Here is a 14,353-nt window from a genome sequence, read left to right on the forward strand (position 1 = left end):
TTTTCTATGTGAATATGGATCAACTAAGGACAAGAACGAGTCGACTCAGGGAGTCAGAGTGAGAATGAATTTTATTAATGCTCATTTCAAAGATTACCTGCAGATAGATGACATACTGTCGTCTTTTCCCAAACTAAAGAACAAGCTCGCTAAAAATTATACCTTTAAATTAATAGGGTTAGAGTGCTTATTTAAAAAAATAATTAAGAGTGATATACGATAACTTGCCGCATTTCCCCAAATGCCTTGTCGTATATTTCGCTGTTATGTGTAATCGAGGTTGAAGTTATGGCAGGTGTGAGTGATGGAATACTTATTGGTGGAGCGGGAGGCGCAATCGCCGGAATCACTGTTTACCTGGTTCAATATATACATAACAAGTGGCGAGATTTTTCTGACAGCAGAAAAGTCTACAAATGGTTATCTGCTAACTCCTCACCAGAGGACGGGAAAAGTTTTCGTTCCACAAGAGCTATAGCCAGCTATAACAATATGACTATTGATAGGGTCAGATATATTTGCAGCCAGCACCAAAAAATTTATCTTTCCACAGGAAAAAATGAAGATCTCTGGAGTATTCACGGTCGTGAACAGAAAGGATTTTTCGATGTTGATTGGCAATAGGCACATAACCAAGCCAGTCACGGCGACGTCTACTACATTGCGGCTTCGCCTCCATTTCGTAGCCGCGCGTGCTGAGCGGCGTTATGCGTACTTCACCCACAGGTCATGGAAGGAGTTCTAATGACTGATCATTTCGGTTCATGTCTATGCGGCACCGTGGTTTTTGAGGTAAAAGGTGATTTCGATAGCTTTTACCTGTGCCATTGTCAGCATTGCCAGAAAGATACAGGTTCGGCTCATGCGGCAAATCTATTCTCGCATTCAGCTAAATTGGTCTGGCAGTCGGGTGCAGATGCTGTGACTTCCTTTACGCTCCCAGGCACTCGTCATAACAAAAGCTTTTGTAAGTTGTGTGGTTCGGCATTGCCAAACACTCAGATTGCAGGTTTGCTCGTCGTTCCCGCAGGGTGTCTGGACACTGAAATCTCTATGTTGCCAACTGCACACATATTTTCATCTAGCAAAGCTACGTGGGATGGGGAGCTAGGGGAAGTGCCAAAATTTGAGGGTCTGCCAGAGTGAGCTTCCATCGCATAACATCAATAAACAATAATGCTCTTATCTGGCCGCAAAGTCGTCAGGGCTTTTAATCAGTCAGCCAATAATCTTCGTCTGTCATCTGTTTTGTTCCCAAATATCAGGAAAAGATTAAGACGATGAGTTGGATCACTAACTAAGGCCAGCACGGAGGGTGGTGATAAACCCGAACAGAAACATGCTGAGCGACAATGCTCCATAAAGAAAGGAGCAGCGTATTAGCAGGTTTTTGATCAGTTGCATCGTTACTCCGGGCTTAATACATAGCTCTTGGTTAAATTGAAAGATGAAATACTAACCAGTTGGTTAGGCATTGCCAAATGAATAAAATTCAGTTGTTTATCTGAGAGAGCACATAAAAAGCCACCCGGCAATTGCCGGATGGTCTGTCTGAAGGGCGATACATGATGTTCCGGTCAGTTGAAGACGGTTAGTCCCGGAGCGAATGCCTTACGGTTCATTTCGACCTCTAGCAAGCGACGCAGTCGCGTATAACAATTTCGAGAGTCGAGAACCGCGTTCTGGCTACGGCTCTCTAGGCTCGTCGTAAACCTGCAGCCGCCCGTCGTGGGTGCGCACGGGGAAGCTGCCAATATCCTCGAAGGCCGGGGGCTTGAGGACGGCACCGTTTTTCAGGCTGAAACAGGCACCGTGCCGCGGGCAGGTGACGGTTGTGTTGTCGATGGTGCCGCCATCGAGTTCACCGCCATCGTGGGGGCAGATATTCTCGACGGCGTAGAAGTCCCCCCCGGTGTTAACCAGCAGGATACTGAATTCCCCCAGTGTCAGCACTGTATGCTCGCCGGGAGCCAGATTAACGTTTACATCATGCCAGTGTGCCATGTGATCTTTCTCACTATTGCGTTGCGTGTACTGTCTTTCAGAGTAGACCAAGTTGCAGCTTGGCGGCGTCAGACATACGACTTGCATCCCAGGGGGGATCGAACACAAGTCGGATGTCTACGGTACGTACGCCGGGTATCTGCAGGAGTTTTCTTTCTACATCGCTCGCCAGAACAGCGCCCATGCCACAGCCGGGGGCGGTCAGGGTCATGTCGATATGAATCTGGCTGCCGCCTTGCGGGTGTGGTTGGGTGCGGCAGCTGTAGATCAATCCCAGGTCGAGTATGTTGACCGGAATCTCCGGGTCATAGCAGCTGCGCAGCTGACGCTGGATCTCCTCTTCAGCTACCGGAACGTCTTCACCGGGCTGCTCGGCCGCGGGCGGCGCGGACCGCAGGGGAATTAACCCGAGGGCGTCGGCATTCTCGCTGTTAATGCGGGCCAGCGATGCGCCGGTGCTAACCGTGTAGGTATCGCCCAGGGCTTGCTGAATGCTGACTTCGCTGCCTTTGGGCAGGGTGACCGGCTCGCCTGAGGGGATCAGCAGGGCGCTGCAATCGCGCAGCAGCCTGATGGGTTGTGTATGCTGCATGTGTCGCCTCCTGATGTTTAACGGGCGCTATTCAGTACTGACCCAGTTGTCTGGTTTGGTTTCACCCTGGTCGAGGGCGCCAAGCAGGGTGTGCCAGGCGAGTGTGGCGCACTTGATGCGGGTCGGGAATGCGCGGACCCCGGTCAATACCTCTAGTTTCCCCAGGTCTGGTCCGGTGCAATTGTGGTCGCCGGTGAGTAACTGGTGAAACTGCTGAAACAGTACTTTTGCGTCCTCCGGGGTCTTGCCTTTCAGGCTTTCTGTCAGTAGCGAGGCGGAGGCCATCGAGATGGCACAGCCTTCACCCTGAAACGATGCTGCTTCGATGACGGGTTGCGGGCCGGGTGGAATGCGCAGGAACAGCTGCAGGCGGTCGCCGCAAAGAGGGTTGTAGCCCTTCTGACTGTGGGTGTAGTCCTCCAGAACTTTGAAGTTCCGGGGGTGGCGTCCATGGTCAATGATGACTTCCTGGTATAGCTCGCGTAGTTCTTGATTCATATGGCACCTTGCCTGTTCCGGTGGTGATGATCGTCTTTGCTCGCGATGCTGGGCGGTGGGACCATCCGGATTTATTTAAATATGCGGTTTACCTCGTGCAGGCCAGCGACCAGAGCGTCGATATCGGCCTGATTGTTGTACAACGCCAGCGAAGCGCGGGCGGTGGCGGCAACCCCCAAACGAGACATCAACGGCATGGTGCAGTGATGTCCCGCACGGATCGCTACCCCCGCCTGATCCAGTACGGTGCTGATATCGTGGGCATGGGCGGCATCCATGACAAACGACAGGATGCCAGCCTTGTCGCTGGCGGTGCCGATCAGACGCAGGCCTTCGATGGCGGATAACGCCTCGCTGGCGTACGCCAGCAACGCCTGCTCATGGCGACCGATCTGTGCTAGCCCGATGGCCTGGATGTAATCGAGCGCGCAGCCCAGGCCGACCACACCGGCAATGTTGGGCGTGCCGGCTTCGAAGCGATAGGGCAGCTCGTTGTATTCGGTGTGCTCAAACGTTACCTGGCTTATCATGTCGCCGCCGCCCTGATAGGGCTGCATCTGCTCCAGTATCTCGCGTTTGCCGTACAGCACGCCGGTACCGGTCGGGCCGTAGACCTTATGGCCGGAAAAGGCATAGAAGTCGGCATCCAGCGCCTGCACGTCAACCGTCAGGTGCGGCACCGCCTGCGCGCCATCGATCAGCACCGGGATGCCGTGCTGGTGTGCGCGGCTGATCATCTGCTTTATCGGAGTGATGGTGCCCAATGTGTTGGACACATGGGTGAGGGACAGCATCCGGCAGGTGGGGCTGAGCAGAGCCCCGAACGCCTGCATGTCTATTTCCCCGACATCGCTGATCGGTATGACCCGCAGCTGGGCGCCGGTCTGGTTGCAGATGATCTGCCAGGGCACGATATTGGAGTGATGCTCCATGGTACTGATGAGTATCTCATCTCCCGGCCTGAGCAAGGGTTTGGCATAGCTGTGGGCGACCAGGTTAATGGCTTCGGTGGTGCCTTTGACGAAGATGATCTCCGCGCGCTCGCGAGCATTGATGAACTGCTGCACCTTGTCGCGGGATGTTTCATAGGCGCGGGTGGCTTCCTCACTGAGCTGGTAGACCCCACGGTGCACGTTGGCATTAGTGTGCAGATAGTATCGCTGGATACAGTCGATCACCGCTCTGGGCTTCTGGCTGGTGGCCGCGTTATCGAGATAGGCGAGGGGGTGACCCTGTATGCGGCGCTCGAGAATGGGGAACTGACTGCGCAGGTCGTTAACGTCAAACCGCGAGTTGTTGTCCCGGGGGCCTGGAGGCGAAGCAGTGGTGAGGGGGATGGATTTGTTCATGCTGATCACCATAGCGGCGCGGTATCCGACGTCCGCTGGTCGCCAGCCTGACGCGTCAGGGTTGCACCGGTCAGAGCCGTGAGTTGTTCACGCAGTGGGCCCTGCGGCAGATGCGTGAGTGTTTCATGGGCAAAGGCGGTGGTCAGCAGGGCGCGGGCGGTCTGCCGGTCCAGTCCGCGACTGCTCAGGTAGAACAGCGCATCCTTATCCAGTTGGCCGACGGTGGCACCGTGGGAGCACTTAACATCGTCGGCGTCTATCTGCAATTCGGGTTTAGTGTCGATCTCGGCGTTTTCAGACAGCAGCAGGTTTTTATTGATCTGCCGGGCATCACTTTGCTGCGCACCCGGATGGACTATCGCCATGCCGTTGAAGACGCCATGGGCCCGGTCGTTAATAATGCCCTTGTAGAGTACGTCACTGCGGCCACCGGGTTGCAGGTGGTCGATGCGCAAATGGTTGTCGAGGTGTTGTCGCCCGGCAAGAAGATAGAGTCCGTCCAGCCGGGCCTGAGCGCCGTCGTCGCTGAGACTGATCTGGACGTCATTGCGGCTGATGCCTCCGCCGAGTGTCACGCTGATGCTGTGAAAGTGACTCTGCGCTGCCTGAGTGACGTGAACGCCGGCGATATGGTGCCCTTGTGGCGACTCACGTAACACTTTACAGTGCAGCAGCCGGGTATCGCGTGCCAGCATGATTTCGCTCAGCGGACAGGTGAACTGCGCGGCGGTGTTGGCCTGCGGCGCGGTGCTGCCCAGATACTCTTCGACCAGCTGAGCCTCTGCGCCCGCCTCCAGCACAATCAGCAGACGCGGATAGCAGGCATGTGAGTGGTGCCCTGACGGGGTGTAGAACAGACAGTGGATCGGCTGACTCAGCTGGCATCCAGGCGGCAGGTAGAGCAACACCCCGTCTTCAAACCTGGCCGAGTTCAACGCCGCGAATGGCTGCCCGGAATACTCCACGGCACCGCCAAGATGGGCCTCAATCAGGGTCTGTTCCTGCTCGAGAGCCTGCTTCAGTGACATCAGTCTGGCGCCGCCGCTGAGGTCTCCCAGCTGAGACAGCTGTGGCTGGAAATGACCGGCGATGAACGTCAGACGGTGACCGGGCAGACTGAGAGCCTGCGTTTGCCGGGCGTTTTTTGCCTCCGCCTGTTCGTCTCCCGCAGGGGGCGGGGCGTCAGAGAATGCCGTTTCGCTGAGTGTCCTGATGTTGGTGTACTTCCATGTTTCCTGCTGCAGCGTCGGCAACTCCTGTGCTGCAAATGCTTGTTGCGCCTGTTCCCGGAAGGCATTCAGCCAGGGCCAGCCTGAGCTGGCAGGCGCTGCATAGGCATGCAGCTCGTCGAACCGCTTAGCCATTGTCATCGGACACCTCCGGCTGTTCAGCCCGCGGGTCGGCGGGCGGGGCATAGCCTTGTCGTTCCAGCTCGAGGGCGAGTTCTGCGCCGCCGGAACGAATGATGCGGCCATTTTGCAGCACATGAACGCGGTCCGGTACCAGATATTGCAGCAATCGCTGGTAATGGGTGACCAGTATCAGCGCGCGATCCGGACTGCGGAAGGCATTGACGCCGGCTGCGACCCGCTTCAGGGCGTCGATGTCGAGCCCCGAGTCGGTTTCATCGAGTATCGCCAGTTGGGGCTGCAGCACCAGTAATTGCAGTATTTCATTGGATTTCTTTTCCCCGCCGGAAAAACCTTCGTTGGTGCCCCGGTAAAGCAGCGCCTCATCCATCTGCATCTGCTGCATTTTCTGTTTCACGTCAGTCAGAAAATCCAGGGCATCGAGTTCGCTCTCGCCACGCAGCTTGCGCTGGCAGTTAAGCGCACTCTTGAGGAACTGGATATTGCTGACCCCGGGAATCTCAACGGGGTACTGAAAGGCCAGGAAGATACCTGCGGCGGCACGCTGTTCGACATTCAGCGATAGCAGGTCCTTGCCCTGATACAACACCTGCCCCTGGCTGACCTGATAATCAGGATGACCCGCCAGCGTCTGGGCCAGCGTGCTTTTACCCGAGCCGTTGGGACCCATGATGGCATGCACCTCACCTGCGGCGACCTCCAGGTTGATACCCTGCAGAATCGGCTTGTTATCGATGCGTACTCCGAGGTTTCTGATACTCAGCATGATGGGTCCCCCGCAGTATTATCGATGTTGGGCAACAGGTATTCTCTGAGGCGCCGCCATAAACGCCATACAGCCTTAAGCAATGCTTTGAGCCAGTTGTCTTTCTTGTGTTCAGTCATCATGTTGAACCTCCGCTAGCCGATCGCGCCCTCCAGGCTGACTTCCATCAGCGCCTGGGCCTCGACGGCAAACTCCATGGGTAATTTATGAAACACCTCTTTACAGAACCCGCTCACCAGCATGGCGACGGCTGTTTCGGTGTCGATGCCGCGTTGTTGGCAGTAGTACAACTGGGTATCGCTGATCTTGGTGGTCGTGGCTTCATGTTCTACCTGAGCCATCGGGTGTCTGACCTCAATATAGGGCAGGGTATGAGCACCGCAGGCATCGCCGAGCAGCAGGGAGTCACACTGGCTATGGTTGCGTGAATCCAGTGCTTTGGGTCCGACTTTGACCAGTCCCCGGTAGCAGTTTTGCCCGTGACCGGCTGAGATCCCTTTGGAGATAATCGTGCTGCGGGTGTGCTTACCGAGATGAGTCATCTTGGTGCCGGTATCAGCCTGCTGGTAGTTATTTGTCAGGGCGACGGAATAGAACTCACCGACTGAATAATCACCCTTGAGGATGACACTGGGGTATTTCCAGGTAATGGCCGAGCCGGTTTCCACCTGGGTCCAGGAAATCTTGCTGTGGGCTCCGGCACAGAGACCGCGCTTGGTGACGAAATTAAATATCCCGCCATTGCCGTCCTGATCGCCGGGATACCAGTTCTGCACGGTGGCATACTTGATTTCGGCATTTTCCAGCGCCACCAGTTCAACCACGGCGGCATGCAACTGGTTGTCATCGCGCATCGGCGCGGTACAGCCTTCGAGATAGCTGACGAAGCTGTCATCCTCGGCAATGATCAGGGTGCGCTCAAACTGACCGGTGTTGGCGGCGTTGATACGGAAATAGGTCGATAGCTCCATCGGGCAGCGCACGCCCTTGGGGATGTAGCAGAAGGAACCGTCACTGAACACAGCGGCATTGAGGGCGGCATAGAAGTTGTCGGTGTAGGGGACGACGGACCCCAGATAGCGTTGCACCAGCGCCGGGTGCTTTTGTACAGCCTCGGAAAAGGAACAGAATATAATGCCTTTGTCGGCCAGCTCCTTCTGAAAGGTGGTTGCCACTGAAACGCTGTCAAACACAGCATCTACCGCGACGCCTGCGAGCCGCGCACGCTCGTGCAGGGGCACGCCCAGACGTTCATAGGTACGTAGAATTTCCGGATCGACTTCATCGAGACTTTGCGGACCATCGGGACGTGATTTGGGCGCTGAATAGTAGCTGATGGTGTTGTAATCGATGGGTGCATAGTGGACACGGGACCAGGTAGGCAGCGGCATGGTCAGCCAGTGGCGGTAGGCCTGCAGGCGCCATTGCAGCAAGAACTCTGGCTCGTTTTTCTTCGCCACGATCTGCCGGATAACCGCCTCGCTGAGGCCCGGCGGCAGGCTGTCGCTATCTATGTCGGTCACGAATCCCTGACTATAGCCGCGTTCCAGCATTCGCTCGAGTGGCGGCGTTGACTTAGCCATGTGGGCACTCCTCCCTTTTCAGGGGCTTATATGTTCAAACTTAAATACTCTCTGCCGTGCAGGCCGCTGTGCCTGCGTTTGTGTTAATGGCATCGGCCTTTGTCATGACTGGCGGGTGCAGCAGAGCCGCCAGACTGACGTGTTGCAGCGCGTTGAGGATGACGCCATTGACCCCCTGCCATTGGCGACGAATCGCGCAGTGGGACTCTAACTGGCACAAGCCGTTCTGGCGGCTGCACTCCGTCACGCCTATCGGGCCTTCCAGCGCCTCGACCACCTCTGCCAGAGAGATTTCCTGCGGTGCCTTTGCCAGGGTGTAGCCACCCTGTTTGCCGCGGCAGGATGTCAGCAAACCGCTACGGCTCATCATCTTCAGCAGCTTACTGACGGTACTGCCGGGCAGGCCAACCTGTCGTGCGACACTGGCGGCGCTGTGGGTGGACGCCGGGTTATGTGCCATGAGGGCCAGGATCACGGTGCCATAGTCAGTAAACTTGCTGATGCGCAACATCGGGTATTTCCTTTTTATTTATACAGTACCAGTATAGTCCTATATGGATTGACTGCGCAGAATTCACCCTGTTATCTGCTGGCCTCGACTAGGCTGATAATGGTACGGGGAGGATATTCCGGGGTTAAATAACAACAGAACAGGGTGGCGTTATGGCGTCAGGAAAACAGCGCATAAGCGGTTATCGGATGGTGTATCTGGCGCTGGTGTTCGAAGGAGGGCTGGTTGGCATTGCTCTGGGGCTGGGGTGGCTACTGGATACGCCAGCATTTGCGCAATTCCAGCTGAGCTGGCGCGGCGTTAGCCAGGGCGTACTGGCGACATTGCCGATATTGCTGCTGGTGCTGTGTGCGGGTTTTCTCGAATACCCGCCCGTTAAGGATTTGTTTCGCTTAAGTCGCGCGCACATCATCCGGCTCTTCAGTGATGCCTCACTACTGGATCTGGCGCTGGTGGCCGGTGTCGCCGGTCTGGGTGAGGAAGTGCTGTTTCGCGGCGTGATACAAATGTCCCTTGCGGTTCACTTTGGCCCTCTGGCCGGTGTTTTGATCGCGGCACTATTGTTCGGTCTGGTACATAGCCTCTCGCTGGCTTACGTCATCAGTGCAACGCTGATCGGTATCTACCTGGGTTGCCTGCTGCTCATCTGTGACAACCTGTTAGTGCCGATTATTACCCATGGGCTGTACGATTTCATCGTGCTGGTTGTGCTTATTAGAAGAGATTAGTTAAAAGGGCCTGGTTAAAAAGAATTAGTTAAGCATGTGGATAGCCGGCAATACTCCGTAACTGCCCCAATATTCAGCGGGTTGAACGGTGGTGCATGCGCACCATCTGCCGTTTTGGTCCCCAGGTGCCTGGCGGGCCGTTGAAGACCCCTGGCAGAGGGGTATGGCATTGCTGGCAGCGGCCATCATCGGTGAGACCCCAATGGCCAAGCGTGTACCAGCAGCGCTCAATCAGCGTCGCACCGCAATTGTGGCAGTAGGTGCTCTCCCCCTTAGTGTCGTAGACATTGCCGGTATAGGGGTAACGAACGCCGTTCGCCAGGGCGATGTCGCGTGCCCGGGTAAGGGTTTCTGGTGGGGTATGGGGTTTATCGAGCATTTTCCAGTCGGGGTGAAAGGCGGAAAAATGCATGGGCACATCGGGGCCAAGGTGCTCCACCACCCACTGGGTCATGGCATCGATTTCGGCGCTGGAGTCGTTCTCACCGGGAATCAGCAGGTTAGTGATTTCGAACCAGACATCGGTTTCGTGCTTCAGGTATTCGAGGGTTTCCAGTACGGCAGCGAGTTCTCCGCCACAGATCTTTTTATAGAACCTCTCGGTAAAGCCCTTCAGGTCGACATTGGCGGCATCCATATGGCGGTAGAACTCTGCGCGCGGCTCGGCACAGATGTATCCGGCGGTGACCGCAACACTCTTTAAGCCCAGTTCATGGCAGGCATCGGCGACATCCATGGCGTATTCCATAAAGATCACCGGATCGTTATAGGTGTAAGCAATGCCGATACAGCCCAACTGCTTGGCAGTGGCCGCCAGTTCCTCGGGCAGGGCCTGATCGGCCAGAGTGTCCATCTCCCTGGATTTACTCATGTCCCAGTTCTGGCAGAATTTGCAGGCCAGGTTACAGCCGGCAGTACCGAAGGAGAGTATCGGTTGTCCCGGCAGGAAGTGATTGAGCGGCTTTTTCTCTACCGGATCGATGCAGAATCCGCTGGAGCGCCCCCAGGTGTATAGCATTATCTGGTCGTCCTCACGGCCGCGCACAAAACATAATCCACGCTGGCCTTCACGCAGTTTGCAGGCACGAGGACACACATCACACTGGATACGACCGTCATCCAGTGTATGCCAGTATTGAGTGGGTAATACCCTATGGGATTCGGGAATCATCTCGCCGCCTCGCTTTTGCCGTTTACGCTCTCAGTATAGTTCGCCGGTCCGCGTCAGTCGCAAATTAGACTAAGGGGAGGGTGAATGACTGTTTAGCGCTCCAGCAAATGCTTCTTAGGGGTGATCATATCCCACTGCTTCGCATCCGGCAGACTGGGTTTCTTTGTGGCGATATTGGGCCATTGTTGCGCCAGTTCGGCATTGAGTTGAATGAAATCCTGTTGATCGGCGGGTACGTCCTCCTCTTCCATAATGGCATCGACCGGGCACTCCGGTGCACACAGGGCGCAATCGATACACTCTTCGGGGCTAATCACCAGAAAGTTGGGGCCTTCGTAGAAGCAGTCCACCGGACAGACCTCAACGCAGTCGGTATATTTGCACTTGATGCAGGGCTCAGTGACTACAAATGTCATAACAGATCCTTTCAGGCCACAGGCCGGTTCAGATGGTTGGTTGCGGTTAAACAAGCCTCATGGATCAGTATAGTTGCCTGCTGCACAAAAGCAGGCCGGTAAGCGAGTGGCCATATGTGGCTGCGCCGCTGGCTAGAAAAAAACTGAAGAGCCGCCTCAGGACAGAGCAATTTTAATGGACTAACGTTAGTAGGTCTGCGGGAGTGGCGAGTACTCGTAGCGATAGGTTTAACCCATGCGTCAAAGGTGTACGGTTTCAGGGGATTTTTACCACAGAGTACACCGAGAGCGCAGAGGAGCAGCACTGAAAGATAGGTCTTTTCTCTATTATTTTGCGCATATCAGGTGCAAGGATGATATTGATTGAGACAGAAAAGCAGGCCGGCTATCTCCTTGATGGGCTGTGTAAATGCGTAACGTGTTGTTAGCAATGGACATGAGTATATGAAAACGTGTCAACTGAAGATTTTCCAGATATCGATACTTTGTTTAGGTTATTGTTTTGGTTATGGTTGCGTTATCGTTCCTGCATTTTGGGTGGCTATGGTCGAGGCAAGTCAGTATCGCTGTGAGGCGATACCGGAGATTCTTATATCCGCACCCAATGACAGTATGGTCGATTATGTTTGTGATGCGGCTGACAGGGCGACCGGGTTTCTTGGGCGGTATAAGTTGCAGCCGAACAGACCCATAGAGATAGAGATTATTGAAGAGATCATTAACCGGGATGGTTATACGGCAGTTGGAAGTTATGACCGCCAGAGTGACCGTATTCTGATGATGTCATTGCCTGCAATATTCCACAGCAGCCAATCGCCGCAGATGTATCACATGCCCTTTGACGAAGAGCACTATGTTGGCGCTTTAGCCCATGAGATCACTCATGCCATCTTCCAGCACAACGCCAAAAACATAGAGGAACAGTGGACCAATGCCGCGCAGGAATACCTTGCTCATGCTACCCAGCTCGGGGTTTTATCCGCCGCCAGACGAGCGCAGATCATTCATACTGAAGCGACTGGCCCCTGGGAGCCCGGAGATGAAATAAGCGTGACTTACATGGGATTTAATCCCACGGGGTTTGCGGTGAAATCATACCTCCATTTGACACAGTTGAGTGATCCGCAAGTGTTTATCCAGATTCTCCTGCATCATAATTGGTTATATGTATCAGTACCTTGAATGTTAAAAGCAGCGCTAGTGGTCAGACGTGGCTTCGCCACTTGCCAGAACGTCGCTACGCGACTCGCTAGGGAAAGCTTAGAAGCCTAGCTCGTTGTTGAACGTCACAAAAAGCGTGGCTTGCTCGTAGTTCGGGTGTCGCTACGCGACGCTTTGTCATCATGTTGTGTATTTCTATAGTGAGAATAAAACCAATTGCTCTGATCCTATTGATTCACATTGATTCGGAGGACTGGCGCTTCCGTGTACATATTTATAGTTTATTTTGTCCTATCCAAGGGTTATGCTCGTTTTATCGTTAGATAAAGGCTCGTTTTGCTTCTCAGATATTTTGCAAAGCAGAAGAAAAGCAAAGGGATAGGTAGAAAGCGCCGGAAGGATAGTAAGCCGGGTAAAGAATGCATATGTGTATTCTCGTTTTTGTCTTAAAGGAGATCGCGATGTTCATAATTTCCTCTTTAAGATCTGATAGTTATCATGCCTTGTATAAATGTTGCCTGGCATACATATGCGCCTGCCAGCTATTAACATGTTAGGCCTCTGGAGAGGAATGGTTAGAGTGTGCGAAAATCAGACAGACTTTTTCAATTAACTAATATTCTGCGCAAGCACCAGCCCATTACCGCAAAACACTTAGCTGAGAAATTGCTGGTGTCTGAAAGAACTATATATCGCTATATTGATGATTTATCTTTATCTGGAATACCAATATATGGCGAGCCAGGTGTCGGGTACCGGTTGTCAGAGGGGTTTGAGTTACCGCCTATACAACTATCTTCGGGTGAGCTGGAGGCGCTCATCACAGGGGTTAGCTTCACAGCATCTTTAACTGGGAAACATCTTGCTACTTCAGCGCACTCTCTGCTGTCAAAGATCGAAGCTGTATTGCCAAAGGCATCAAAGCTGATTCCTGATGAGGATCGAGTGGTTAGAGTACCGGCAAGCCATCGTGATTCTGAAGCGTATCAAGTTTGGGGAAAAGCTCATTCAGCTATAGTGAAAAAGTGTTGGCTGAAAATCGGTTATAACTCGCTTTCAGAGATTGTGACGTCGAGAACTGTATTTCCTTTGGGGCTATTTTATTGGGGAGGCCGATGGACTCTAGGTAGTTGGTGCGATCTGCGCGGCGACTACAGAGATTTCAGGGTCGACCGTATAACTAAGCTAGATCTTTGTGAACATGCCACTCCCTTACCTGAAGGCGTTTCTCTATCGGCATATATTGAGTCTAAAAACAAAATTTAACTGACACAATGGTGTCAGTGGCAAAGCCTTACAGTTGGCATTCAACCAATAACTGAGGCACTAACATGATAAAGAATGGCAACATTGATAGCATTGGCGGCATGGAGTTCGCGACTTTCAGACTTAAAGGCGGCGTGACAGAAGCCTGGTTAGTAGAACTATCTAATAACGTAGAGAAAGAGTTTCTTAGTCAGCAAGATGAGCTTGTTCTTCATTTTCTGGTTCGTGGCGAAGATGGTATGTATGCGGATGTGGCGATCGCCCGTTCACAAGAGAAGGCAGAGGAGTATTGCCAGCAGTGGCTGAGTAACACTGTGGCTCTAGAATATCTAGAACTTATCGACAAAGAGTCTGTAAACATGACGTTTTGGACGAGAATTAACTAAAAGCCTAACAAAGGGCTCACAGGAGGCCAAAAGCGTCGCTTCGGGCTGCTTTCGTTTCCGTTGAGGTAGCGTAATTCAATAAGGAGAAAGCAGTGCTAAAGCCCATAATACAGGAAGAAGCTACAGGCTGCGGAATTGCGTCAGTGGCCAATGTTCTGGGCAAAACCTACTCGGACATGAAGACCGTTGCTAACGCTATGGGTATCTATGCTGAAAATAAATCGCTTTGGTCCGATACCCAATATGTCAGGGAAATGTTGTCCAGTTCTGGAGTTGAAACATCTCCCGATGAAATTCCTTTTGAATCATGGGGTACTCTGCCAGATCTGGCACTACTATCCATCAAGTACCATCAGGAAAGTGGCAAAAATTTCTGGCATTGGGTTGTTTTTAAACGTCTGGATGGTCAAGAGGTTGTCTTAGATTCAGCAAGCTACCTGCCTTCCAACATCCGGACGGACTTCGATCAAATGCAGCCAAAGTGGTTCATTGAGGTCATGAATGCATAACAAACCGCAGCAGTCGGAAAAATGTAAGCTCCGGCTTTCGGTC

General features: G+C 53.5%; 17 protein-coding genes. 7 read left to right on the top strand and 10 right to left on the bottom strand.

Going from position 1 to position 14,353, the window contains the following annotated elements; all coding sequences use genetic code 11:
- Positions 1-288 precede the first annotated feature (288 nt).
- The gene (locus KDX31_07960) at positions 289-624 is read left to right on the top strand and encodes a hypothetical protein (GenBank protein ID UTW04921.1); all 336 of its coding nucleotides are present in this window, start codon (positions 289-291) and stop codon (positions 622-624) included.
- Between the two features lie 120 nt (positions 625-744).
- Complete coding sequence (locus tag KDX31_07965) at positions 745-1,146, top strand: GFA family protein (protein UTW04922.1); 402 nt, start codon at positions 745-747, stop codon at positions 1,144-1,146.
- Positions 1,147-1,686: 540 nt separating this feature from the next.
- Here KDX31_07965 and KDX31_07970 read toward each other — a convergent pair.
- From KDX31_07970 to KDX31_08005, 8 genes are all read right to left on the bottom strand, one after another.
- On the bottom strand, positions 1,687-2,004 hold the full coding sequence (locus KDX31_07970; protein ID UTW04923.1) for a Rieske 2Fe-2S domain-containing protein: 318 nt from the start codon (positions 2,002-2,004) through the stop codon (positions 1,687-1,689).
- A gap of 37 nt (positions 2,005-2,041) precedes the next feature.
- Positions 2,042-2,596 (bottom strand): putative Fe-S cluster assembly protein SufT, encoded by a 555-nt coding sequence (gene sufT, locus KDX31_07975; protein UTW04924.1) that lies wholly within the window; start codon positions 2,594-2,596, stop codon positions 2,042-2,044.
- A gap of 27 nt (positions 2,597-2,623) precedes the next feature.
- Positions 2,624-3,094 carry an SUF system NifU family Fe-S cluster assembly protein gene (locus tag KDX31_07980; protein ID UTW04925.1) on the bottom strand — a complete coding sequence of 157 codons (471 nt, stop codon included), beginning with the start codon at positions 3,092-3,094 and terminating at the stop codon, positions 2,624-2,626.
- Between the two features lie 71 nt (positions 3,095-3,165).
- The gene (locus tag KDX31_07985; GenBank protein ID UTW04926.1) at positions 3,166-4,443 is read right to left on the bottom strand and encodes a cysteine desulfurase; all 1,278 of its coding nucleotides are present in this window, start codon (positions 4,441-4,443) and stop codon (positions 3,166-3,168) included.
- A gap of 5 nt (positions 4,444-4,448) precedes the next feature.
- Complete coding sequence (sufD, locus tag KDX31_07990) at positions 4,449-5,813, bottom strand: Fe-S cluster assembly protein SufD (GenBank protein UTW04927.1); 1,365 nt, start codon at positions 5,811-5,813, stop codon at positions 4,449-4,451.
- The gene (gene sufC / locus KDX31_07995) at positions 5,800-6,579 is read right to left on the bottom strand and encodes a Fe-S cluster assembly ATPase SufC (GenBank protein UTW04928.1); all 780 of its coding nucleotides are present in this window, start codon (positions 6,577-6,579) and stop codon (positions 5,800-5,802) included. The genes sufD and sufC overlap by 14 nt, the downstream gene beginning before the upstream one ends.
- Positions 6,580-6,713: 134 nt before the next feature.
- Positions 6,714-8,162: a Fe-S cluster assembly protein SufB gene (gene sufB / locus KDX31_08000; GenBank protein UTW04929.1), complete on the bottom strand. Its 1,449-nt coding sequence runs from the start codon at positions 8,160-8,162 to the stop codon at positions 6,714-6,716.
- Between the two features lie 40 nt (positions 8,163-8,202).
- Positions 8,203-8,673 (bottom strand): SUF system Fe-S cluster assembly regulator, encoded by a 471-nt coding sequence (locus KDX31_08005; protein ID UTW04930.1) that lies wholly within the window; start codon positions 8,671-8,673, stop codon positions 8,203-8,205.
- A 152-nt stretch (positions 8,674-8,825) separates the two neighbouring features.
- Between KDX31_08005 and KDX31_08010 the strand changes: the two genes are divergently transcribed.
- The gene (locus KDX31_08010; GenBank protein UTW04931.1) at positions 8,826-9,401 is read left to right on the top strand and encodes a CPBP family intramembrane metalloprotease; all 576 of its coding nucleotides are present in this window, start codon (positions 8,826-8,828) and stop codon (positions 9,399-9,401) included.
- Between the two features lie 73 nt (positions 9,402-9,474).
- On the opposite strand, the gene amrS is transcribed toward KDX31_08010, so the two are convergent.
- Both amrS and KDX31_08020 read right to left on the bottom strand, forming a co-directional pair.
- Positions 9,475-10,572, bottom strand: coding sequence for an AmmeMemoRadiSam system radical SAM enzyme (amrS, locus tag KDX31_08015; protein UTW04932.1), 1,098 nt, complete (start codon positions 10,570-10,572; stop codon positions 9,475-9,477).
- Positions 10,573-10,664: 92 nt separating this feature from the next.
- Positions 10,665-10,988, bottom strand: coding sequence for a ferredoxin family protein (locus tag KDX31_08020; GenBank protein ID UTW04933.1), 324 nt, complete (start codon positions 10,986-10,988; stop codon positions 10,665-10,667).
- 444 nt (positions 10,989-11,432) lie between these two features.
- Here KDX31_08020 and KDX31_08025 point away from each other — a divergent pair, with 444 nt between their 5' ends.
- The 4 genes from KDX31_08025 to KDX31_08040 all read left to right on the top strand — a co-directional run bounded on the left by KDX31_08025 (position 11,433) and on the right by KDX31_08040 (position 14,310).
- The gene (locus KDX31_08025) at positions 11,433-12,170 is read left to right on the top strand and encodes a hypothetical protein (protein ID UTW04934.1); all 738 of its coding nucleotides are present in this window, start codon (positions 11,433-11,435) and stop codon (positions 12,168-12,170) included.
- Positions 12,171-12,731: 561 nt separating this feature from the next.
- Complete coding sequence (locus KDX31_08030; GenBank protein ID UTW04935.1) at positions 12,732-13,415, top strand: YafY family transcriptional regulator; 684 nt, start codon at positions 12,732-12,734, stop codon at positions 13,413-13,415.
- Between the two features lie 65 nt (positions 13,416-13,480).
- The gene (locus KDX31_08035) at positions 13,481-13,801 is read left to right on the top strand and encodes a hypothetical protein (GenBank protein UTW04936.1); all 321 of its coding nucleotides are present in this window, start codon (positions 13,481-13,483) and stop codon (positions 13,799-13,801) included.
- A gap of 92 nt (positions 13,802-13,893) precedes the next feature.
- A complete protein-coding gene (locus KDX31_08040) occupies positions 13,894-14,310 on the top strand; it encodes a hypothetical protein (protein UTW04937.1) in 417 nt (138 codons plus the stop codon).
- Positions 14,311-14,353: the final 43 nt, after the last annotated feature.

The sequence above is a fragment of the Amphritea atlantica genome, from assembly GCA_024397875.1.
Taxonomy (GTDB): domain Bacteria; phylum Pseudomonadota; class Gammaproteobacteria; order Pseudomonadales; family Balneatricaceae; genus Amphritea; species Amphritea atlantica_B.